Below are 20,847 nucleotides of genomic sequence, written 5' to 3' on the forward strand. Positions count from 1 at the left end.
CGGTAGGTGACGCGCCGAACCCGGCCGGGAGGTAGGTCAGACGTCGCACAGCGACGAGATGACGCGTGAGACCTACCGCCCGCAGTGGCGCAGCAGCAGGTGCGCGTAGGCGCGGGCGCTGAGCACGACCTCGTCGATCGGCACCGACTCGTCGACCGCGTGCGCGTCCTCGATGTTCCCCGGGCCGTACTGCACCGTCGGGATGCCGGCGGCCGCGTACTGGCGCAGGTCGGAGCCGTACGGCGCGCCGACGGACAGCGGCTCCTCGCCGCCCGCCGCGACGACCGCGTCGCGCACCGTCGCGCCGAACGGGTGGCCCTCCGGCAGCGCGCCGGCCGCGAACCGGCCGCCCGGCCAGGTGACGACGGGCGGGTGCTCGCGCAGCCACGGATGGTCGACGGCCGCGACCGTGGCCTCGAACACCGCCATCGCGTCGGCGAACGACTCGGCCGGTCGCACCCCGAAACGGCCCTCGGCGACGAGCAGGTCGGGCACCGTGCTCGCCCAGTCGCCCGCCTGCACGACGCCCACCGACAGCGGCCACGGCCGGTCCGTGAACGGTGCCGGCGGGTCGACGTTCCGCTCCGCGTCGAGCCTCCGTAGCGCCGCGTGCACCTGCTCGAACAGCTCGACCGCGCTGACGCCGTGCCCCGCCCGCGAGCCGTGCGTGGCCTTGCCCCGCACCTCCAGGCGGAACGTCAGCGACCCGGCGTTCGCGCTCACCACCGTTCCGGCCGTCGGCTCGGCGATCAGGCACGCCCGCCCGGTGTGGCCGCGGCGCAGCGTCGCGAACGTCCCCAGGCCGCCATCCTCCTCGCCCACCACCAGGTGCACCGCGAACGGCTTCGTCAGCCGGTCACCGACCGCGCGGACCGCGGCGAGGATCGCCACCACGCCGCCCTTCATGTCGCAGGTGCCCCGCCCGTACCAGCGGCCGTCGGCCTCGTGCAGGAACCACGGGTCGTGCGCCGTCCACCAGTCGGCGTCGCCCGGCGGCACGACGTCGACGTGCCCGTTCAGCACGAGCTCCGGCACGGTGTCTTCTGCCGCCCGTGGCCCGGCACCCCCGCCGGGTCCTTCTGCCGCCCGTGGCCCGGCACCCCCGCCGGGTCCTTCTGCCGCCCGTGGCCCGGCACCCCCGCCGGGGTCCCCAGGGCGCCACGTGCCGACGCAGCCCCACGCCTCCTCGCGCTCGACCTCCTCGCCGGGGTAGTCGGGGTCGGCGCGCAGCTCCTCGAGGTCGAGCTGCCACAGGTCGACCTCGAGCCCGAGACCCTGCAACGTCGCGGCGCACCAGCGCTGCACGGACGCCTCCGACTCGCTGCCGCCCACGCTGGGGTAGCTGACGAGCTGCGCGAGGTCGCGACGGATCAGGTCGGCGTCGATGTCCACGAGGCAAGTCTGGCAGCGCTCGCGTGGTAGTCGATCCTGCCCTCCGCGATGCCGATCACGAGGTCGTAGGCAGGATCCTCGGGGGCGTCGAGCCTGACGCCGTTCAGTCGGTACACCAGGACGGTCGCGAGCCAACCCAGACGCTTGTTGCCGTCCACCAGTGGATGGTTCCGCACGATCGACTCGAGCAGCACGGCTGCTTTCTCGTCGAGGGTGGGGTAGGCATCCTCGCCGAAGACCGTGGTCCGCGGACGGTGCGCGGCCGAGTCGAGAAGACCCGGGTCGCGAACGGCCTGAAGTCCTGCCTCGTCGGCGACGAGGAGCAGGAGCTCGAGGTCCAGGTACTGCGTCACTGGGCGAGGCGGTCGAGCAGCGGGCCGTACTGCTCGATGGCCTCACGCGTGAGCCGCCGGACCTCTTCCTCCCGCGAGATCCGCGCGGCCTTCTCCTCGATGGCGCGCGTGGCCGCCTCGTTCTTGCTGATGCCTTGGGCGTTCGCCAGCCGCGTGAGCGCGGCGTCCTGCTCGTCGGTGAGTCGCAGCGTCATGGCCATGAGTCAATGGTATCCGCGTGGTATCACTCGCTCAAGGCGCTAGGCTGCGACCGTGACATCGCGCTGCGACCGCACCCTGGTCATCCGCTGGTGGCGTCCTCTCTCGTAGAGGAGGCCTGTCACGCGACCCCACGCCCAGACCCCTCAGCCGAGTGGTCTGGGCGTTCTCCGTCCCGGCGCGGCCGAGGCGACCCGAAGGACTGACCCATGACCCACCCGCTCGTCAGCGAGCTCCAGCAGCAGCCCGCGTTCGCCCTCATCCGGGTGCGCGACAGCGACACGGTGACCCTGGTCGGCGGCGCCTACGAGGACGTCGAGAACCTCGCCGACGTGCCGCTCGCGGCCGGGGTCCCCGCCGACGGTCCCACGTGGGACCACCTGGTGCTCGTGCCGTTCCGCCAGGCGCGCGAGCGTGGGTTCGCCGCGCACGACGACGGCACGCCGTTGCGCGTCGTCCGCGCCGACGTGCTCCACGAGCTGCCGCTCGCCGACCTCCTCCCGACGCTGCCCGACGGCGGCGTCGAACTGGAGGACCGCGGCGGGTTCGAGACCTCCGACGCCGACTACGCGGCGATGGTGCGCCAGATCATCGACGACGAGATCGGGCGGGGCGAGGGCGCGAACCTCGTCGTCGGCCGCCACTACCGCGCGAAGATCGCCGACTGGGGCCACGACGCCGCCCTCGCCGTCTTCCGTCGTCTGCTCGAGCGGGAGCGCGGAGCCTTCTGGACCTTCCTCGTCTTCACCGGCGACCGCTACCTCGTCGGCGCGAGCCCCGAGCGGCACGTGAGCGTCGAGGCCGGCCAGGTGCGGATGAACCCCATCAGCGGCACGTTCCGCACCAAGGGCCTCACCACGCACGCCGAGAAGACGTCGGCCCTGCTGGAGTTCCTGCGCGACGAGAAGGAGATCTACGAGCTCTTCATGGTCGTCGACGAGGAGCTCAAGATGATGTGCGACATCTGCCACGAGGGCGGCCTCGTCCTGGGCCCGTACCTCAAGCCGATGAGCCACCTCGTGCACACCGAGTACCTGCTGGCCGGTCGCACCGACCGCGACGTGCGCGAGGTGCTGCGCGACTCGATGTTCGCGGCGACCGTCACGGGCAGCCCGGTCGAGAACGCGTGCCGACTCATCGAGCAGTACGAGGAGCACGGCCGCGGCTACTACGCGTCGGTGGCCGCGCTCGTCGGCCGCGACGCCGAGGGCTTGCAGCGTGCCGACGCCCCCATCCTCATCCGTACCGCCGACGTCGACCTCGACGGCAACCTCAAGGTCACGGCCGGCGCGACGCTGGTGCGCGACTCCGACCCCGACTACGAGACGGCCGAGACGTGGGCGAAGGCGTCGGGCGTGCTCAGCGCGTTCGGCCTGGTCGACGCCCCCACCCCCGCGGCCGGGCCGGTGGAGGGCTTCGACGCGTTCACGCGCGAGGACGACGTGCTGATCGCGCTCGGCGAGCGCAACGCCCGGCTGAGCCAGTTCTGGCTGTCCGACCAGTCCGGCGCGGCGCCAGAGCCGTCGTTGCAGGGTCGTCGCGTCGTGGTCGTCGACGGCGAGGACGACTTCGTCAACATGCTGTCGCACGTCTTCGGCGTGCTGGGCATGACCACCGACGTCGTCCGCCACGACACGTACGCCGACTGGGTCGGCTCCGGCCGCTCGCTCGACGAGTACGACCTCGTCGTGGTCGGCCCCGGCCCCGGCGACCCGCGCGACGTCGGCGACGCGAAGATCGCCGTCGTCGACGACGTCGTGGTCGGGCTGCTGGCGTCGGAGCAGCCCTTCCTGGCGGTGTGCCTGGGCCACCAGGTGCTGAGCCGCAACCTCGGCCTCGAGCTCGGGTTCAAGGACATCGTCTTCCAGGGCACGCAGGCACGCCTCGACGTGCTCGGGCGACCCGAGACGGTGGGCTTCTACAACACGTTCGTCGCGCGCGTCGGCGCCGCGGGGCTGCCCCCGGGCGTGACGGTCGAGCGGGAGGAGGCGACCGGCGACATCCACCACGTGGCCGGCCCGCACTTCCACGGCATCCAGTTCCACGCCGAGTCGGTGCTCACCCAGCGCGGGTTCGCGATCCTGCGCGACCTCGTCCTCGACCTCCTGGGCTGACCGTGGTGCGCGCCGTCCCCGCCTCGCTCGACCCCGACGTCGTCGCGCAGGTCGACGCGCGCCTCGACGGCGTCGAGCTCGAGCACGGCGTCCGCATCGGGTGGGCCGTGGAGAGCGGCAGCCGAGCCTGGGGCTTCCCGTCGCCCGACAGCGACGACGACGCCCGGTTCCTGTACGTGCGGCGCGCCCACGTGAGCCCGTCCCAGCGGTAGGTAGCCCACCTCTCCCGCACCAGCGGTAGGTCACACACCCTTCGGCGACGTCGAAGGGTGTGTCATCGACCGCCCAGCCGGATGAGGTGGGCCACCTACCGCTGGAGGGGGAGGCGTCAGCTCTTCAGCTTGTTCAGCGCCGACGGCTCGTGGGCCGCCTTGGCGCCGGTCTTCTCGCTCTCGACGACGAGCTTGGGCTCGTCCTCGCTGGCCCGCCACTGCTGGCCGTCGAGCTGGAAGTCCTTGGTCTTGCGCTCCACGACCTTGCCCTGCGTACGTCCCTGGGGGCTGTCCCAGCTCACCCGGTCACCGACCTTGATGTTCGTCATGCACCCACCCTGCGGTCGTCACGACGTCGCCGCACCTCGACGTCGCAGCCGGGTGATGGCCACGCCGAGCAGGCACAGCGCCCCGCCGACGAAGGCGAGCGGCGCCGGCACCTCGCCGAGCAGCACCCAGGAGATCAGCGTCGCCACGGCCGGCACGAGGTAGGTCGTCGACGCGACCTGTCCGGCGGAGAGCCGGCGCAGCGCGTACGACCACGTCGTGAACCCGATGGCGGTCGGGAAGACGCCCAGGTACACGAGCCACGCGACGTCGCCTGCCGATGCCGACCCCACCTGGTCGACGAGGGCGGGCGCGAACGGGAGGCAGACGACGGCGCCGATGGTGCACGCCATCCACACCGACATCGCCGGCGCGACGGTCCGCAGCGTGGGCTTCTGGGTGAGCGCGCCGACCGCGTAGAGCACGGCCGCGAGCACGCACAGCAGCACGCCGGTCGTGCTCGCGGTCTGCACCGACGTGTCGTGGCGGGTGCTCGTGGCGATGAGCACGACGCCCGCGAACGCCACCGCCATGCCGACGACCAGGGGTCGCGGAAAGCCCTCCTTGAGGACGATGCCGGCGAGCAGCGCGATGAGGATCGGGCCGATGTTCACCACGAGCGCCGCGGTCCCGGCGTCGAGGTAGGTCTCGCCGGCGTTCAGCGCGACGTTGTACGCGCCGAACCACAGCACCCCGTAGACCACGACGAGCGCCAGCGTGCGCCCCCGTGGCAGCCGGTGCCGCCACGGACGGGCCAGGACCACCAGCGCGAGCGCGCCGACGAGCAGGCGTCCGAGGCTCAGCGGGCCCGGCTCGAAGACGTCGGCGACCGCGCGGATGCCGACGAACGCCGACGCCCACAGCAGCACCGTGACGCCCATCGCCGCGAGCGACCAGTCGCGCTCGGTCGACGTCGGCGGTGCGGGGGACGCGGTGGGGGAGCTGGTCACCGGACCACGCTAGGACCGCGGCGCGGTCGGTGTCGCGCGGGATCCGGACATCGTCCTGCGAGATCCTGCCGCTGCCCCCGACCGACGCGCCGCGACGAGGAAGGACCTCCCCGGACGCCGGTGCCGGGCGTCCGGGGAGGTCGGGGCGGCCGGGGGGTGCCGCCGGTCGGTGGGCCGAGGTCAGTCGGCCGTGGCGCCGCCGTCGGAGGCCAGCGTCACCTGGGTCTCGGCCTTCTTGCCGTCGCGCAGGTAGGTGAGCGTCACCTGCTCGCCCGGACGGTAGCCGCGGATGCCGGCCACGAGGGCGTCGGAGCTGCCCACGGGCTGGTTGTTGATGGCGGTGACGATGTCGCCGCGCTCCAGGCCCGCCTTCGCGCCGGGGCTGTCGGGGTTGACCTCGGTGATCTCGGCGCCGATGCCGGTGATCTCGTCGTTGGAGACGGCCGGCCGGACGGTGACGCCGATGAGCGCGTGCTCGACCTGCTCACCCTTGACCAGCTGGTCCGCGACGCTCTTGGCGAGGTCGATCGGGATGGCGAAGCCGAGGCCGATCGAGCCGGCGCTGGCCGACGTCGTGCCGCCCGAGCGGATCGCGGAGTTGATGCCCACGACCCGGCCCTCGAGGTCGACGAGCGGTCCGCCGGAGTTGCCGGGGTTGATGGCGGCGTCGGTCTGGACCGCGGGGAACACCGTCGTGTTCTGGCCGGTGCCGTCGGAGGACGACACGGGCCGGTTGAGCGCGCTGACGATGCCGCTGGTCACGGTGCTCTCGAGGCCGAACGGCGAGCCGATCGCGACGACCTCCTCCCCGACGGCGAGGTCGGAGGACTTGCCGAAGGTCGCGGGCGTCAGACCGGTGCGGTCGACCTTGACGACGGCCAGGTCGGTCTTGGGGTCGCGGCCGACGATCTGCGCCGACGACGTGGTGCCGTCGCTGAAGGCCACCGTGATGGTGCCCTGCTGCGCGGCCGCCTCGACGACGTGGTTGTTCGTGAGGATGTTGCCGTTGCTGCTGATGATGATGCCCGTGCCGGAGCCGGCCTCGCTGCCGCCCGCGACGTTGATCTGCACGACCGACGGGAGGACCGCCTTCGCGACCTTCTCGACCTGGCCGCTCGTCGCCTGCGCGTCGCTGCTGCTGCTGTCGGAGTCGAGCGAGCTGACCACGGGGCTGGTGCCGGAGTCGCCGGTGAGCTGGTCGTAGAGCGCGGACCCACCGGCACCGCCGGCGGCGCCCAGCAGGACGATCGCGGCGGCCGCTGCCACGAGGCGCGTGCCCCGGCGGCGCGGCTTGGGCGCGGGGGCGGCCTCCTGGGCGACGAACGCCGGGGGCACCGCGCCGCCGCCACCGCCGGGGAGCACGACCGTCGGCTCGCCGGCCGGGGCAGCGGCCTGGGGGGCGGCAGGTGCCTCGTAGCGATGCGCGTACTCCGGGGGGACGGGGGTGGCGGCCGGCTGCGGCGTCGTCGGCTGCTCGTCGGCGCTGGCCGCGGCCGGCTGCTCGACGGTGGGGTGGGGGTGCTCACCGACCGGGGTCTGCACCGTGGGCTCGTGGTCGGCCGGGGTACCGGACGGCGTGTGGTCCGCGGCCCCCTGGGGGGCCTGCTCGGAGGTCCCCTCCGCACCGGGGGAGGGGGCGTCGCCCTCACCGCGCTGCGTCGGCGGCGTGTAGGGGCGATCGGCGAAGGGATCGTTCTGGTCGGTCATGGGACAACATTCTCCCCGATCGCTGAGACCCCGCTGAGCGGCACGTGTGAGGCACGGAAGAACCGTGCGTCCGTCCTGGCAGGCCGGTCGAGCGCGCCGGCCGGCGTGGTGCAGCCGGTGCGCCTCAGGCGGGGGAGGCGTCCGCGGCCGGCAGCTCGAAGGTGACGACCGTCCCGCCGGAAGCCGGCGACTCCGCGCGCACCGACCCGCCGTGCCGCACGGCGGCCTGGTGCACGATCGACAGCCCGAGGCCCGAGCCGGGCATCGTGCGCGCCTCGGTGGAGCGGAAGAACCGCTCGAAGACGTGCGGCAGGTCCTCCGCGGCGATGCCGGGACCCTCGTCGCGGACCGTCAGCACGCCGTCGCGCAGGCGCACGGTGACCGTGCCGCCCTCGGGGCTCCACTTGACGGCGTTGTCGAGCAGGTTGGTCACGGCCCGCTCGAGCACGTGCGCCTCGCCGATGACGTCCCAGGGCTCGAGCCGCACGTCGAGCACCAGCCTGCCGGCACGTGGTCGTACCCGCTCGACGGCCTGCTCGACGACGTCGACCAGGTCGAGGGGCTCGGGCGCGCGGTGCAGCGGCTCGTCGCGGGCGAGCTCCACGAGGTCGCCGACCAGCGTCGTGAGCTCGCCGAGCTGGGCGCGGACGTCGTCCATGATCTCGCGCCGCTGCTCGATGCTGAGCTCGCGGTCGGAGCGCTCCGTGGCCTGGCCGAGCAGCTCGATGTTCGTGCGCAGGCTGGTCAGCGGGGTGCGCAGCTCGTGCCCCGCGTCGGCCACGAGCTGGCGCTGGCGCTGCTGCGACGCGTCGAGCGCCAGCATCATCTGGTTGAACGAGGAGGTCAGGCGGGCGAGCTCGTCGTGCTCGGAGCCGGTGACCTCGATCGGCTCCAGCTGCGCCGTGCGGGCGACCCGCTCGGTCGCCGCGGTGAGCCGACGGACCGGCCGCAGGCCGTTGGTGGCGACCACCCAGCCGGCCACGCCCGCGACGAGGATGCCCACCGCGCTGGTGAGCAGGAGAATCACCTTCAGCCGTTCCAGCGACCGCTGCGTCGACTCCATCGACTGCGCCAGCACCAGCGCCTGTCCCGGGCCGGCCTGCACCGCCACGATCCGGTAGGGCACGCCGGCGATGCGCGCGGTCCGCTGGGACGTCTTCTCCTCGCCCAGCGAGACCTGGATCTCGCGCTCGTCGAACGGCACGTTCGTCTGCGTCTGCCGGGTGAAGATGCGTCCACCCTCGACGGAGATGAACCGGATGCCGAAGACGGCGAGCAGGTCGGTGTCGGCCGTCGACATCGTCGACGGCGAGTAGCCGGCCGCGACCGCGGCGTCGGCCCGCTTGATCAGCGAGGCGTCGAGGGAGTCCTCCAGCTCGGCGCGGACCGTGATGTAGACCGTCGCGCTCGCCACGGCCAGCACCGCGGCGACCGCGCCGGTCGTGAGCAGGGCGACGCGCAGCGCGAGCGAGGCGCGTGCCGTGAAGGGGTGGATGCGCCGGCGAGCGGCGTCCATGACTCCCGGACGTCCGTCGGGGGCGTCCGTCCGGTCCGGCTCGCTCATCAGGGCGGCGTCTCGCGCAGCACGTACCCGACCCCGCGGACCGTGTGCAGGAGCCGCGGCTCGCCCTCGGCCTCGAGCTTGCGTCGGACGTAGCCGACGTACACCTCGAGGGAGTTGGCGGTGGTCGGGAAGTCGAAGCCCCACACCTCCTCGAGGATGAACGAGCGCTCGAGCACGCGCTTGGGGCGCTGCATGAACAGCTCCAGGAGCGCGAACTCGGTGCGGGTGAGCGAGATGGCCCGACCACCGCGCGTGACGTCGCGGGTGACGGGGTCCAGCGTCAGGTCGGCGAACTCCAGCGGCTGCTCGTCGGCCTCGAGCTCCGCCTGGCGCGCGGAGCGCCGCATCAGCGCGCGGACGCGGGCCAGCAGCTCGTCGAGCGCGAACGGCTTGGTGAGGTAGTCGTCGGCGCCGGCGTCGAGGCCGTCGACCCTGTCGCTCACGGCGTCGCGCGCGGTGAGGACGAGGATGGGCACGTCGTTGCCGGCGCTGCGCAGCGCGCGTGTGGCCTCCAGGCCGTCGAGCCGGGGCATCATCACGTCCATGACGATGATGTCGGGGTCGGTGCGGGGCACGACGGCGAGCGCCTCGGCCCCGTCGGACGCCAGCTCCACCGTGTACCCGTTGAACTCCAGGGAGCGCCGCAGCGAGTCGCGGACGGCACGGTCGTCGTCGACCACCAGGATGCGCATGGCCCCAGTGTGCCGAATGCCCCTGTGCGTGCGCTGAGAGCGTGGCTCGACGCGCGGCGGCGTCAGTCGGTGGGCGGCTCGAGCGCGGCCTTCGCGGCGGCCGCCGCGCGGGCGCCGTAGGTGCCGCCGAACAGCACCGCGTGCACGAGGAGGGGGTGCAGCTGGTGCAGCGGGACGCGGGCGCGCCAGCCGTCGGCCAGCGGCGCGGCCTCGTCGTAGGACTCGAGCACGCGCTGCAGGTGCGGCAGCCCGAACAGCGCCAGCATGGCGAGGTCGGTCTCACGGTGGCCGCCGTGGGCGGCGGGGTCGATGAGCCAGGCATCGCCGTCGGTGCCCCAGACGACGTTGCCCGACCAGAGGTCGCCGTGGATGCGGGCGGGCGGCTCGGCGGGCCCGGCCACGTCGTGGATGCGGCTCATGGTCCGCTCGATCGTGGCGGCCTGCTCCGCGGTGAGCGCGCGGCGCTGCACGGCGGCACGCACGTACGGCATGACGCGCCGCGACGCGTAGAACTCCGGCCAGGTCTCGAGCGGCCGGTTCGGCAGCGGGGCGAGGCCGATGTAGCCGTCGACGTCGGCGCCGAAGGTCGGCGCGCCGGCCGCGTGGGTGCGCGCCAGCGCCTGGCCGAACCGCTCGGCGGCCTCCACGGTCGGCTTGCCGGGCTCGACCCAGGCCAGCACGACGCAGTCGTCGTCGGCACCGAGCAGCTCGGGCACCTTGGCGCCGTCGGCGACCTCGGCGAGCCAGCGCAGACCGGCGGCCTCCCGGGCGAAGAAGCCGGTCGGTGCCTGGGGCCGGGTCTTGATGACGGCGACGCGTCCGTCGCTGAGGCGCAGCCGCGTGGTCGTGCAGATGTCGCCACCCGCCACGGGGGTCGTCGCGACCACCCCGTGCCCGATGAGCGCCTCCGCGCGCGCCGCCGTCCCCGTCATCCGTGCCATGGCCGCGAGGTTACCCGGTGACCTCGGCGCGCAGCCTGGGCACGGCGGCGACGATGGCGTCGCTGGTGCGCTCCACGACGGCCAGCACGCGCTGGAAGCCCTCCGGTCCGCCGTACCAGGGGTCGTCGACCTCGTCGTCGCCCTCGGTGGCCTCCGGGTCGAAGGACCGGAACATCCGCACGCGGCCGGCGTCGGCGACGGTCGGGGCGAGGTCGGTCATGTCGGCGAGGTTGCTGGCGTCCATCGCGAGCATCAGGTCGGTCTCGGCGTAGGTGTCGCGGGTGAAGGTGCGCGCCCGGTGCCGGCTCGGGTCGTAGCCGGCGTCGCGCAGGGCGGCGGCCGCGCGCTCGTCCATCGCCTCGCCCTCGTGCCAGCCGCCCGTGCCGGAGGAGGTGACGACGACGTCGTCGGCGAGCCCGGCGTCGGCGAGCCGCTGCTCGAGCACGACGTGGGCCATCGGCGATCGGCAGATGTTGCCCAGGCAGGTCACCTCGAGGCGCAGGGGTGCGTCGGCCACGGCTCAGTCCTCCGCGAACGAGCCGAGCACGGCGTTGACGACGGAGATGACGATCGAGGCGAGCACGGCCCAGCCGAAGCCGTCGATGAAGAACGGCGCGTTCAGGGCGTCGGCGATCCGCGACGTCAGGAGCAGCAGCACGGCGTTGATGACGACCAGCAGGAGACCCAGCGTGAGGATGATGAAGGGCAGCGAGAGCAGCTTGATCACCGGCGCGACGAACGTGTTGACGACCGCGAAGATCGCGGCGACCACGGCCAGGGTGACGAGCCGCTCGGAGGTCGTGTCGGTCGCGGTGCCGATGCTCATGTGCGTGCCGAGCAGCCACGCGGCCGTCGCGAGGGCCGCCGCACCGAGCACCCAGGAGGTCAGAAGTCGGGAGAGCATGCGTCGATCATCGCAGCGTCCGCGACGTCGGCGCGACGTGCGCCGGAACGCGTTCCGCGTCAGGTGAGCGGTGGCAGCTCGTCGGGGTGCGGGTCGCGCCGCGCGGTCTGCGCCAGCACGATGCCGAGGAGCACCATCGCGACGCCGCCGAGCTGCACCGCCGTGAGCGACTCGGCGTACCAGCCCCATCCGACGAGCGTCGCGACCACCGGCTCGAGCATCGCGACGACGCTGACCACGGTCGCGGGGAGGGCCCGCAGCGCGAGCAGGAGCAGGAAGAACGGGGTGACGGTGCCGAGCAGCACGATCCACGCCATCGCCGCCCACGCCGGGACCGTGAGGTCGTCGAGCCGTCCGAGCATCGAGGCGTCGGCGCCGAGCGCGTCGGCCCGCCACACGGGTGCGACCACGTTCATGAGGACGGCGGCGAGGGCGAACGCCCAGATGATGTGGTGCAGCGGGTCGGCGGACACCCCGTCGTCCTCGCCGAGCAGGAAGTAGCTCGCGAAGCAGACCGCCGCCAGCAGCGCCGCGGCGACGCCGAGGCCGTCGAACGCGAGCCCGGACCACACCTGGCTCACGACGGCCAGCCCGGCGAGGGTGAGGCCCAGGGCGGGCCACATCCGGGCGTGCACGGGACGTCGTCGGGCGAACCGCACCCACAGCACGACCAGGACGGGGCCCGTGTACTCCAGCAGCAGCGCGATGCCGAGCGGCAGCCGGTTGATGGCGACGTTGTAGAACCCCTGGAGCCCCGCGATGCCCAGCACGCCGAGGCCCAGGAGCAGGGGGAGGCGTCGCAGCGTCGGCAGGCGCAGCGCGCGCCGGTCGACCACGAGCGCGACGACCACCAGCACGACGAGGGCGGCCGTGATGCGGACGGTCGTGAACGTCGCCTCGTCGGTGCCGGAGCGCAGGGGGATGCGCGACGCGCCCGCGTTGAGGCCGAACAGGACGGCGGCCGTGAGGACGAGCGCGTAGCCGACCAGGGGCGACCGCACGACACGCTGCTCGGAGAGGCTCACGGCAGCATCATCGTGGCCTGCGGTGCCGGGGACGTCGGCGGGTCGAGCCGCGAGGCGGGGGCTTACGCTCGGGCCCATGACCGTCCCCTCGCCCCGTCCCGTGTTCGACGCGATCCCCGGGTACAAGGCCGGTCGGCCTGCCGAGCACGACGAGCTGAAGCTGTCGAGCAACGAGAACCCGTTCCCGCCCCTGCCGGGCGTCGTCGAGCGTGCCGCGGCCGAGCTGGCGCGCATCAACCGCTACCCGGACGCCGGGGTCGCGCGGCTGCACGCGGCGCTGTCGCGCCACCTGTCGCGCCCGGAGGACGCGTTCGCCGCCGGCACGGGATCGGTGGCGGTGCTGTTCTCGCTGCTCGACGCCTACTGCGGCCCGGGCGACGAGGTCGTGACGGCGTGGCGCTCGTTCGAGGCGTACCCGATCGCCGTCACCGTCACGGGTGCCACGCACGTGACCGTGCCGCTGCGCGCCGACCACACCCACGACCTCGACGCGATGGCCGCCGCCGTCACCGACCGCACGCGCGTGGTCGTGGTGTGCACGCCCAACAACCCGACCGGACCCGTGGTGCGCCACGACGAGCTGGAGCGCTTCGTCGCCGCCCTGCCGTCGTCGGTGCTCGTGGTGGTCGACGAGGCGTACGTCGAGTTCGTCCGCGACCCCGACGCCGCGCGCGGCCTCGACCTGCAGGCCCGTTTCGACAACGTCCTCGTGCTGCGCACCTTCTCCAAGGCCTACGGGCTCGCGGGGCTGCGCGTCGGCTACCTCGTCGGCCATCCCGACGTCGCCGCTGCCGTCCGCAAGGCGACGCCTCCGTTCAGCGTCAGCGACGTCGCGCAGGCGGCTGCGGTGGCATCGCTGGACGCCGTCGACGAGCTCGCCGAGCGCGTGGACGAGGTCGTGCAGGGTCGCGGCCTGCTGCTCGAGGGCCTGCGCGCCCAGGGCTGGACCGTGCCCGACAGCCAGGCGAACTTCGTGTGGCTGCCGTCGGACCAGGGCCCGCAGCTCGCCGAGGCCTTCTGGCCCGTCGCGGTGCGCCCCTTCCCCGGTGCGGTGGCAGACGGCGGGGGCGTGCGGGTCAGCGTCGGCACGACGTCGGCCAACGAGCGCCTCCTCGACGTCGCCGCGCGGCACCTGACGGGGCGGTAGGGCTGGCCATCGGTGGCGGAGCAACCGCAGGAGTGCTCTTCAGGTTGAGGATCCACCGCTGGGCGCCGTGGGCGCGGACCGGTGGCGGAGCAACCGCAGAGCCGCCCCTGCGGTTGATGATCCACCGATCGAACGGTGGAGAACCCACCGCCGGAGGGGCCACGCGCCGGCCCCCAGGATCAGGGCGCCAGCCAGGCGTGGACCAACGGCACGACCGACGCGCCCTCGCCGCTGGCGGAGGCGACGCGCTTCATGGATCCGGAGCGGATGTCGCCCACCGCGAACACGCCGGGTGCGGTGGTGGCCAGGGTGTCGGGCGGGACGATCGCGTCGGAGGCCCACGGGCCGGGCACGCCGCCCGGCCCGAGCCAGGCCTCCTTCGGCACGTCGCGCCCCGTGAGCACGAAGCCGCGCGGGTCACGCGCGACCGACGGGGGCAGCCAGCCGCAGGTCGGCCGGGCGCCGAGCAGGAGGAACAGGCCCGCGGCCGGCACGCGCTCGACCTCGCCCGACGCGTTCGTGCGCAGGTCGAGCCACTCCAGCAGGCCCGCGCCGCCGCCGTCGACGACCTCGACCCCGACCCGCACGTGGACGCGCTCGTTCCAGCGCAGCTCGTCGATGAGGTACTGCGACATCGTCTCGGAGAGGTCGCGGCGGACCACGATCGTCACCGACGACGCGAAGCGGGCGAGGTGGATCGCCGCCTGTCCGGCGGAGTTGCCGCCACCGACCACGACGACGGGCTGGCCCTCGACCTCCGGGGCCGCCGTCATCGCGGACCCGTAGTACACGCCCCGACCCACGAGCTCCTCGACCGACTCGACGCCCAGGTGCCGGTAGGCGACACCGGTCGCGATGACGACGGAGCGCGCCCGCACGTGGCCGCCACCGGGCGTGGTGAGCACGTGCTCGCGCTCGTCGTGGGCCAGCGACGCGTCGCACGGCTGCAGCGCGTCGACCTCCCAGCCGGTGAGGAAGCGGGCGCCGAAGCGGACCGCCTGGTTGCGGGCGCGCTGCGCGAGCCGCATGCCCGACACGCCTCGCGGGAAGCCGAGGTAGTTGCGGATCATCGAGCTCGTGCCGGCCTGGCCGCCGACCGCCTCCGCCTCCAGCACGACGGTGCTGAGGCCCTCGCTGGCCGCGTACACCGCCGTGGCGAGACCGGCCGGCCCGGCACCGACGACGGCGACGTCGACCACGTCGGGCAGCACCGTCTCCCCGCTGGAGCCGTTGAGCGCCTGCGCGACCTCGCGCACCGACGTCGCCACGAACGGCGCGCGGTAGACGCTCGCCACCACCGGCTCGCCCGGCCCCGCGTCCGACCCCTGCACCTCGCCCGACGCCTCGCGGCCGGCGGCGAGCTCGGCCAGGATCTCGCGGCCGACGTCGCTGTCGGGGTGGTGGACGCCCGCGGGGATGCCCATGCGGTGGGCGAAGTCGCGGACGGCGGCGGTGACCGGGTTGCCCGGCCTCGACACGAGCCGGATGGTCTCGACCTCGGGTCGCGCCACGGTGGAGCCCCAGTCCGACAGCAGCTCGACGACGGCGGCGTGGAACTCCTCGTCGCGCAGGCCGCGGGGCATGAGCAGGAAGGCGTCGAACTTCCCGTGCGCCAGACCCGGGCGCAGGCGATCGCCCTCCTCGAGGAACCGCTCCCAGGCCACGGTCACGAGCCGGCGGGCCGTGGGGACGACGCGGCGCCACGCGGCGAACGACGTCCAGACGTCGGCGTCGGGCAGGGCGGCGTCCTGCACGAGCAGGGCGATCTGCCGGTCGGCGGCGCACAGCCGCTCGAGCAGCGCGGTCGCGTCGGCGCACGTGCGCACGACGCGGACGTCGTAGTCGCGGTGGTAGCGACGGAACTCGTCGTCGAGGTGGGAGGCGTGCTCGTCGCTCGCCAGGACGATCACCGGGTGGTCCACTACGCCAGTCTAGGAAGCCGCCCCCTTGGCGTCGTCCCTCTGACCGGCTACGGTGACCACAGGTGTGACTGCGGTCACGCCCCCGACCAGGACGTCTGCGCCACCACTGCAGGCCATCGGTCCCGTACCGCCCCACCGCCGTGGAGACCCCACGCCGGACGCGAGAGGAACAACGCATGACCGTACCCGTGCACACCCCCGGCTCCGAGACGGTGCGGCCGGTGACCACCCCGGCCACCGTCGACACCGAGCTCGTCCAGCTCCTGACGCCCGAGGGACGGCGCGTCGAGCACGAGCGCTACACCTTCGACGGCGACGACGAGAGCATCCGGTCGCTGTACCGCGACCTCCTCCTCGTCCGGCGGATCGACCACGAGGCGCACGCGCTGCAGCGCCACGGCGAGCTCGGCCTCTGGGCGCAGTGCCTGGGCCAGGAGGCCGCCCAGGTCGGCTCGGGTCGCGCGCTCCGTGCGCAGGACTTCGCGTTCCCGACATACCGCGAGCACGGCGTCGCCTGGTGCCGCGGCATCGACCCGGCCAGGCTGCTCGGCCTGTTCCGCGGCGTGGAGCTCGGCGGCTGGGACCCGGCCGAGACCGGCATGGCGCTGTACAGCATCATCATCGGCGCGCAGACGATGCACGCCACCGGCTACGCCATGGCGCTGCAGCGCGACGGCGCCCGTCGGCACGGGTGACCCGACGCGCGACGCCGCCGCCCTCGCGTACTTCGGCGACGGGGCCAGCAGCCAGGGCGACGTGCACGAGGCGTTCGTGTGGGCGTCGTCGTTCAACGCCCCGGTCGTGTTCTTCTGCCAGAACAACCACTGGGCCATCTCGGTGCCGCTCGCGCGCCAGAGCCGCACCCCGCTCGTGCAGCGCGCCGCGGGCTACGGCTTCGGCGGCGTGCGCGTCGACGGCAACGACGTGCTCGCCGTGCACGCGGTCACCCAGGCCGCGCTGCAGCGGGCCCGCGACGGCGAGGGTCCGACCCTCGTCGAGGCGGTCACCTACCGCATGGGCGCGCACACGACGTCCGACGACCCCACGCGCTACCGCGACTCGGCCGAGGTCGAGGCGTGGCGGCACCGCGACCCGCTGGCCCGGGTGGAGCGCCACCTGCGCGAGCTCGACACGCCCGAGTCGTTCTTCACCGACCTCCAGACGGAGGCCGACGACCTCGGCGCGCACCTGCGCGAGGCCTGCCGGTCCCTGCCCGAGCCCGACCTCGGAGCGTTGTTCGACGGCGTCTACGCCGACGCGCACCCGGAGCTGGCCGCGCAGAAGGCCGAGTACCTCGCCTACCGCGACTCCTTCGAGACCGAGGGGAGCCGGGCATGAGCGCGGTCGCGGAGCAGCGCACGTCGGCCGTGGGACAGCGGCTCAGCCTCGGCAAGGCCGTCAACGCCGGGCTGCGCGCAGCCATGGAGGCCGACCCGAAGGTCGTCGTCATGGGGGAGGACGTCGGCCCGCTGGGTGGGGTCTTCCGCGTGACCGAGGGTCTGCAGAAGGACTTCGGCGAGGACCGGGTGATCGACACGCCGCTGGGCGAGTCGGGCATCGTCGGTGCCGCGGTCGGCATGATGCTGCGCGGCTACCGGCCCGTGATGGAGATCCAGTTCGACGGCTTCGTCTACCCCGCCTACGACCAGATCGTCAGCCAGGTCGCCAAGCTGCACGCCCGCAGCCAGGGCGTCGTGCGGATGCCGGCCGTGATCCGCATCCCGTTCGGTGGCGGCATCGGGGCGGTCGAGCACCACTCCGAGAGCCCGGAGGCGCAGTTCTGCCTGACGGCGGGCCTGCGCGTGGTGAGCCCGTCGAACGCCCACGACGCGTACTGGATGATCCAGCAGGCGATCGCCAGCGACGACCCGGTCGTGTTCATGGAGCCCAAGCGTCGCTACTGGGACGCCGGGCCGGTCGGCCAGGAGAGCACCCCGCTGCACGCGTCGCAGGTGGTGCGCGACGGTCGCCACGCGACGCTGCTCGCCTACGGTCCCATGGTCCGCACGTGCCTGGAGTCGGCGGAGGCGGCGGCGGAGGACGGTGTCGACCTCGAGGTGATCGACCTGCGCACGCTCAGCCCGCTCGACCTCGCACCGGTGCACGCGTCGGTGCGGCGCACCGGGCGCGCGATCGTCGTGCACGAGGCGTCGCGCACCCTCGGCCTCGGCGCCGAGATCGCCGCGCGGGTGCAGGAGGAGTGCTTCTACTCCCTCGAGGCGCCCGTGCTGCGCGTCACCGGCTACGACCTGCCCTACCCGCCCAGCCGGGTGGAGGAGGAGTTCCTGCCCGACCTCGACCGTGTGCTCGACGCCGTCGACCGCGCGATGGCGTTCTGAGAGAAGGGGAAGCACTGATGAGCGAGTTCAGGCTGCCCGACGTGGGCGAGGGACTGACCGAGGCCGAGGTGCTCACGTGGCACGTCGCCGTCGGTGACGTCGTCGAGGTCAACCAGACGATCGTCGACATCGAGACCGCGAAGTCGGTCGTGGAGCTGCCCAGCCCGTTCGCGGGCGAGGTGACGGCGCTGCTGGTGCCGGAGGGCACGACCGTGCCGGTGGGCACCCCGATCATCGCGATCGGCGGGCCGACGGGGCCGGTCGTGCCGGACGACGCGTCGTCGCTGGTCGAGGCCGATGCGCCGGCGGACGACGAGGCGCCGGCGGACCAGCCGGCCGGGGGAGAAGCGCGAGCCGGTGCTCGTCGGCTACGGCGTGCGGACCGCGTCGACGCGTCGACGTCGGCGCAAGGGCGACGGGACGCCGTCCGTGCCCGAGTCCTCCGGTGGGGTCACCACGCTGGAGCCTGCGGCGCAGCCCGCGGGGCGCGCGGACGACGTGCGCGCCCTGGCGAAGCCGCCGGTGCGCAAGCTGGCGAAGGACCACGGTGTCGACCTGCTCGACGTGCCGTGCGACGGGCCGGTGGTCACGCGCGCCGCCGTCGAGGCGTTCATCGCCGGCCGACGGCCCACGGCCGCGTCGCCCGCCGCCACGCCGGTGCGGTCGGTGGAGGCTGACACGCGCATCCCGGTGAAGGGGGTGCGCAAGGCCACCGCGCAGGCCATGGTCAGCTCGGCGTTCACCGCACCGCACGTCACCGAGTGGGTGACGCTCGACGTGAGCGCGACGATGGAGCTCGTCGAGCGGCTCAAGGCCGACCGTCGGTTCGCCGGCGTGAAGGTGTCGCCGACGCTCGTCGTCGCGAAGGCCGTGTGCCTCGCGCTGTCCCGCACGCCCGAGCTGAACGCCAGCTGGGACGAGGCGGCGCAGGAGATCGTGCTGAAGGGGTCGGTGAACCTCGGCGTCGCCGCAGCCACCGAGCGCGGTCTCGTCGTGCCGAACATCCCGGGTGCCGACCGGATGAGCCTGCTGGAGCTCGGGGAGGCGCTGGCCGACCTGACCGCCACCGCCCGCGCCGGCCGCACCCAGCCGGCGCAGATGAGCGGCGGCACGTTCACGATCACCAACGTCGGCGTGTTCGGCGTCGACGCGGGGACGCCCATCCTCAACCCGGGCGAGACCGGCATCCTGTGCGTCGGCCAGATCGACCGCCGCCCGTGGGTGGTCGGTACCCCCGGCGCCGCCTCCGGCGCAGGTGAACGCATCGAGGCCCGGTGGGTCACGACGCTCGCGGTGAGCTTCGACCACCGGGTCGTCGACGGCCAGCAGGGCTCGCGCTTCCTCGCCGACGTGGCGTCGATCCTGCGCGACCCCGCCCTCGCCCTCACCTTCTGACCGGGACGTGCCCTTGGGGTTGGGCCCAACCCCAAGGGCAACCCCCCGGACGCAACGCTGGGGTGGGACGCACCCTTTGCGGTGGGGTGATCCTGACGTCAGGAGGGGAGGCGCTCGCCCGCCTCGACGACGTCGGCGACCGTGTTGCCCGGCGACGCGAGGGGGCAGCGCCAGCGGTCGTCGTAGCGGCACGACGGGTGGTAGGCGAAGTTCAGGTCGAGCACGACCGTGCTCCCGTCGGCACCCCCGCGGTGCTCATCGGCCGCCCGGGGCCCGGCACCCCCGCCGTGGCCATCGGTCGCCCGGGGCCCGGCACCCCCGCGGTGCTCGTCGGCCGCCCGGGGCCCGGCACCCCCGCGGTGCTCGTCGGCCGCCCGGGGCCCGGCACCCCCGCGGTGCTCGTCGGCCGCCCGGGGCCCGGCACCCCCGCCGAGCCACGAACCCTTCGCGGTGTCGAGCAGGTAGCGGCCAGCGCCGTACGACGCGGCGCCGTCGGCGCGACCCGACGTGGCGTCGCGCAGGGGCACGAAGATGCCGCCGGCATACTGCTGCAGCGTCCACACGTCGAGCGTCGAGCCCGACGGGAGCGCCAGCTGCCCGGTCCGCAGCATCGTCACGTCGCCGTCACCGCCCCCGTCGACGACGCGCTCGTCGGGGTCCCACGCGTCGGTCGGTGCGGGCAGGAGCGGCAGCTCGAAACGCCACGCCGGGTCGTAGGGCCAGTACGGCAGGCCGGTCTCGCGCAGCGGGTCGCGCGCCGGCAGCGGCGACTGCGGATGGCTGCGGAACAGCTCGTCGCGACCCTGCCGCCACGTCGCGTGCCCCCGTTCGGGGTCCGGGTCCGCGCGGACCTGCTCGTAGAGCGCGGCCACGCGCACCCGCCAGTCGACCAAGGTCAGCAGCACACCGCCCAAGCTACGGCGCGGACGCGGGGACCGCAGCTCGCGCGTGCAGCGCCCCCACCAGGCACACGACCAGCGTGATCGCGGCGGCGAGCAGCAGACCGGCCCCCAGGTGCCAGCGCAGCAGCAGGGCGCCCGCCGCCGCGCCCGCGAGGATCAGCACCACCGCGGCCACGCGCCGACCCGACCCGCCGCCCTTGCCGTTGCCGAGCACCGAGTCGGCGGCCAGGCCCGTGATGGTCGACGTGACGACCACGGTCGTGACGTCCTTGACGGCGATGAACCGCGCGGTCGCGGCCTGCAGGCCCATCGCCGCACCGAGCAGCGTCGTGATGACGACCTGGCCCGCGTGGCCCACCTCGTCGCCGACCACGAACAGCACGACGCCGAGCGCGAGGATCGACACCCCGACGCAGGCGATCAACGTGGTGGTGCGTGCCGACCAGCCCGTCCGCGCCCCCTTCAGCACCCGACCGCCGAGCGCCGCGCCCGCCAGGAACCCGACGAGGGCGAGCGCGGGTCCGAGGATCGGGAGGTCGTCGGCCCCGACGACGGCCATGCCGAGGATCACGACGTTGCCGGTCATGTTGCCGGTGAACACACGGTCGAGGCCGAGGTAGCCGACCGCGTCGATCACCCCCGTCGAGAACGTGAGGGCGAGCATGAGGACGAGGTTCATCCGGTCGGACGTGATGCGGCGCAGCATCCCCAGAGTCTGACGGCGGGGTGCCGCGGCGACGTGGCCGGGATGTCACGAGTCCGT

Annotated in this window: 22 protein-coding genes and 1 pseudogene; 8 read left to right on the forward strand and 15 right to left on the reverse strand. The window is 73.7% G+C overall.

Annotation, left to right across the window (positions count from 1 at the left end; translation table 11 throughout):
- Nucleotides 1-72: 72 nt before the first annotated feature.
- From QE370_RS05705 to QE370_RS05715, 3 genes are read right to left on the reverse strand one after another with little or no spacing between them, the layout of a single operon-like run.
- On the reverse strand, nt 73-1,392 hold the full coding sequence (locus QE370_RS05705) for an ArgE/DapE family deacylase (RefSeq protein ID WP_309633742.1): 1,320 nt from the start codon (nt 1,390-1,392) through the stop codon (nt 73-75).
- Nucleotides 1,371-1,745 carry a type II toxin-antitoxin system death-on-curing family toxin gene (locus tag QE370_RS05710; protein ID WP_253027179.1) on the reverse strand — a complete coding sequence of 125 codons (375 nt, stop codon included), beginning with the start codon at nt 1,743-1,745 and terminating at the stop codon, nt 1,371-1,373. The genes QE370_RS05705 and QE370_RS05710 overlap by 22 nt, the downstream gene beginning before the upstream one ends.
- The gene (locus QE370_RS05715; RefSeq protein WP_253027178.1) at nt 1,742-1,945 is read right to left on the reverse strand and encodes a CopG family transcriptional regulator; all 204 of its coding nucleotides are present in this window, start codon (nt 1,943-1,945) and stop codon (nt 1,742-1,744) included. The genes QE370_RS05710 and QE370_RS05715 overlap by 4 nt, the downstream gene beginning before the upstream one ends.
- A gap of 207 nt (nt 1,946-2,152) precedes the next feature.
- Here QE370_RS05715 and QE370_RS05720 point away from each other — a divergent pair, with 207 nt between their 5' ends.
- Together QE370_RS05720 and QE370_RS05725 are read left to right on the forward strand one after the other, a co-directional pair.
- Nucleotides 2,153-4,057, forward strand: coding sequence for a chorismate-binding protein (locus QE370_RS05720; protein ID WP_309633743.1), 1,905 nt, complete (start codon nt 2,153-2,155; stop codon nt 4,055-4,057).
- 5 nt (nt 4,058-4,062) lie between these two features.
- Complete coding sequence (locus tag QE370_RS05725; protein WP_309633744.1) at nt 4,063-4,269, forward strand: DNA polymerase beta superfamily protein; 207 nt, start codon at nt 4,063-4,065, stop codon at nt 4,267-4,269.
- A 116-nt stretch (nt 4,270-4,385) separates the two neighbouring features.
- Here QE370_RS05725 and QE370_RS05730 read toward each other — a convergent pair whose 3' ends face one another.
- The 9 genes from QE370_RS05730 to QE370_RS05770 all read right to left on the reverse strand — a co-directional run bounded on the left by QE370_RS05730 (nt 4,386) and on the right by QE370_RS05770 (nt 12,379).
- Nucleotides 4,386-4,598: a DUF2945 domain-containing protein gene (locus QE370_RS05730; RefSeq protein WP_067853169.1), complete on the reverse strand. Its 213-nt coding sequence runs from the start codon at nt 4,596-4,598 to the stop codon at nt 4,386-4,388.
- A gap of 18 nt (nt 4,599-4,616) precedes the next feature.
- Nucleotides 4,617-5,546, reverse strand: a complete 930-nt coding sequence (locus QE370_RS05735) for a DMT family transporter (protein ID WP_309633745.1) — start codon at nt 5,544-5,546, stop codon at nt 4,617-4,619.
- A 180-nt stretch (nt 5,547-5,726) separates the two neighbouring features.
- Nucleotides 5,727-7,253 (reverse strand): trypsin-like peptidase domain-containing protein, encoded by a 1,527-nt coding sequence (locus QE370_RS05740; protein ID WP_309633746.1) that lies wholly within the window; start codon nt 7,251-7,253, stop codon nt 5,727-5,729.
- A gap of 124 nt (nt 7,254-7,377) precedes the next feature.
- The gene (locus QE370_RS05745; protein WP_253025942.1) at nt 7,378-8,817 is read right to left on the reverse strand and encodes a cell wall metabolism sensor histidine kinase WalK; all 1,440 of its coding nucleotides are present in this window, start codon (nt 8,815-8,817) and stop codon (nt 7,378-7,380) included.
- The gene (locus QE370_RS05750) at nt 8,817-9,509 is read right to left on the reverse strand and encodes a response regulator transcription factor (RefSeq protein WP_253025940.1); all 693 of its coding nucleotides are present in this window, start codon (nt 9,507-9,509) and stop codon (nt 8,817-8,819) included. Before QE370_RS05750 ends, QE370_RS05745 begins: the two co-directional genes overlap by 1 nt.
- Before the next feature lie 62 nt (nt 9,510-9,571).
- The gene (locus tag QE370_RS05755; protein ID WP_253025938.1) at nt 9,572-10,450 is read right to left on the reverse strand and encodes a fructosamine kinase family protein; all 879 of its coding nucleotides are present in this window, start codon (nt 10,448-10,450) and stop codon (nt 9,572-9,574) included.
- Between the two features lie 10 nt (nt 10,451-10,460).
- Nucleotides 10,461-10,967, reverse strand: coding sequence for a low molecular weight protein-tyrosine-phosphatase (locus QE370_RS05760; RefSeq protein WP_309633747.1), 507 nt, complete (start codon nt 10,965-10,967; stop codon nt 10,461-10,463).
- A 3-nt stretch (nt 10,968-10,970) separates the two neighbouring features.
- Complete coding sequence (locus QE370_RS05765) at nt 10,971-11,354, reverse strand: phage holin family protein (protein WP_253025934.1); 384 nt, start codon at nt 11,352-11,354, stop codon at nt 10,971-10,973.
- 59 nt (nt 11,355-11,413) lie between these two features.
- Complete coding sequence (locus tag QE370_RS05770) at nt 11,414-12,379, reverse strand: DMT family transporter (protein WP_253025922.1); 966 nt, start codon at nt 12,377-12,379, stop codon at nt 11,414-11,416.
- A gap of 76 nt (nt 12,380-12,455) precedes the next feature.
- Here QE370_RS05770 and QE370_RS05775 point away from each other — a divergent pair, with 76 nt between their 5' ends.
- Nucleotides 12,456-13,526, forward strand: coding sequence for a histidinol-phosphate transaminase (locus tag QE370_RS05775; protein ID WP_309633748.1), 1,071 nt, complete (start codon nt 12,456-12,458; stop codon nt 13,524-13,526).
- 179 nt (nt 13,527-13,705) lie between these two features.
- On the opposite strand, the gene QE370_RS05780 is transcribed toward QE370_RS05775, so the two are convergent.
- Nucleotides 13,706-15,448, reverse strand: coding sequence for an FAD-dependent oxidoreductase (locus QE370_RS05780; protein ID WP_309633749.1), 1,743 nt, complete (start codon nt 15,446-15,448; stop codon nt 13,706-13,708).
- 176 nt (nt 15,449-15,624) lie between these two features.
- On the opposite strand from QE370_RS05780, the gene QE370_RS05785 reads away from it, so the two are divergent.
- The 5 genes and pseudogenes from QE370_RS05785 to QE370_RS05805 all read left to right on the forward strand — a co-directional run bounded on the left by QE370_RS05785 (nt 15,625) and on the right by QE370_RS05805 (nt 19,182).
- Entirely contained in the window at nt 15,625-16,143 is a 519-nt protein-coding gene (locus QE370_RS05785; protein WP_309633750.1) for a thiamine pyrophosphate-dependent enzyme, read from the forward strand.
- A 61-nt stretch (nt 16,144-16,204) separates the two neighbouring features.
- A complete protein-coding gene (locus tag QE370_RS05790; RefSeq protein WP_309633751.1) occupies nt 16,205-16,786 on the forward strand; it encodes a thiamine pyrophosphate-dependent enzyme in 582 nt (193 codons plus the stop codon).
- Nucleotides 16,783-17,787, forward strand: coding sequence for an alpha-ketoacid dehydrogenase subunit beta (locus QE370_RS05795; RefSeq protein ID WP_309633752.1), 1,005 nt, complete (start codon nt 16,783-16,785; stop codon nt 17,785-17,787). The genes QE370_RS05790 and QE370_RS05795 overlap by 4 nt, the downstream gene beginning before the upstream one ends.
- A gap of 17 nt (nt 17,788-17,804) precedes the next feature.
- Nucleotides 17,805-17,969 (forward strand): annotated as a pseudogene (locus QE370_RS05800) (biotin/lipoyl-containing protein); the annotation flags it as partial.
- Between the two features lie 115 nt (nt 17,970-18,084).
- Complete coding sequence (locus QE370_RS05805) at nt 18,085-19,182, forward strand: dihydrolipoamide acetyltransferase family protein (RefSeq protein WP_309633753.1); 1,098 nt, start codon at nt 18,085-18,087, stop codon at nt 19,180-19,182.
- A gap of 98 nt (nt 19,183-19,280) precedes the next feature.
- Here QE370_RS05805 and QE370_RS05810 read toward each other — a convergent pair whose 3' ends face one another.
- Both QE370_RS05810 and QE370_RS05815 read right to left on the reverse strand, forming a co-directional pair.
- Nucleotides 19,281-20,087, reverse strand: a complete 807-nt coding sequence (locus tag QE370_RS05810) for a DUF1684 domain-containing protein (RefSeq protein WP_309633754.1) — start codon at nt 20,085-20,087, stop codon at nt 19,281-19,283.
- A 10-nt stretch (nt 20,088-20,097) separates the two neighbouring features.
- Nucleotides 20,098-20,790 (reverse strand): YoaK family protein, encoded by a 693-nt coding sequence (locus QE370_RS05815; protein WP_309633755.1) that lies wholly within the window; start codon nt 20,788-20,790, stop codon nt 20,098-20,100.
- Between the last annotated feature and the right edge of the window lie 57 nt (nt 20,791-20,847).

This window comes from Aeromicrobium sp. SORGH_AS_0981, from assembly GCF_031453195.1.
Taxonomy (GTDB): Bacteria; Actinomycetota; Actinomycetes; order Propionibacteriales; family Nocardioidaceae; genus Aeromicrobium.

Excerpts from the sequence above, each read along its gene's own strand:
- QE370_RS05715 (WP_253027178.1), bottom strand. The coding sequence starts at position 1,945 with ATGGCCATGACGCTGCGACTCACCGACGAGCAGGACGCCGCGCTCACG.
- QE370_RS05720 (WP_309633743.1), top strand. The coding sequence starts at position 2,153 with ATGACCCACCCGCTCGTCAGCGAGCTCCAGCAGCAGCCCGCGTTCGCC.
- QE370_RS05730 (WP_067853169.1), bottom strand. The coding sequence starts at position 4,598 with ATGACGAACATCAAGGTCGGTGACCGGGTGAGCTGGGACAGCCCCCAG.
- QE370_RS05740 (WP_309633746.1), bottom strand. The coding sequence starts at position 7,253 with ATGACCGACCAGAACGATCCCTTCGCCGATCGCCCCTACACGCCGCCG.
- QE370_RS05745 (WP_253025942.1), bottom strand. The coding sequence starts at position 8,817 with ATGAGCGAGCCGGACCGGACGGACGCCCCCGACGGACGTCCGGGAGTC.
- QE370_RS05750 (WP_253025940.1), bottom strand. The coding sequence starts at position 9,509 with ATGCGCATCCTGGTGGTCGACGACGACCGTGCCGTCCGCGACTCGCTG.
- QE370_RS05755 (WP_253025938.1), bottom strand. The coding sequence starts at position 10,450 with ATGGCACGGATGACGGGGACGGCGGCGCGCGCGGAGGCGCTCATCGGG.
- QE370_RS05765 (WP_253025934.1), bottom strand. The coding sequence starts at position 11,354 with ATGCTCTCCCGACTTCTGACCTCCTGGGTGCTCGGTGCGGCGGCCCTC.
- QE370_RS05775 (WP_309633748.1), top strand. The coding sequence starts at position 12,456 with ATGACCGTCCCCTCGCCCCGTCCCGTGTTCGACGCGATCCCCGGGTAC.
- QE370_RS05785 (WP_309633750.1), top strand. The coding sequence starts at position 15,625 with ATGACCGTACCCGTGCACACCCCCGGCTCCGAGACGGTGCGGCCGGTG.
- QE370_RS05795 (WP_309633752.1), top strand. The coding sequence starts at position 16,783 with ATGAGCGCGGTCGCGGAGCAGCGCACGTCGGCCGTGGGACAGCGGCTC.
- QE370_RS05805 (WP_309633753.1), top strand. The coding sequence starts at position 18,085 with ATGCGCCGGCGGACGACGAGGCGCCGGCGGACCAGCCGGCCGGGGGAG.
- QE370_RS05815 (WP_309633755.1), bottom strand. The coding sequence starts at position 20,790 with ATGCTGCGCCGCATCACGTCCGACCGGATGAACCTCGTCCTCATGCTC.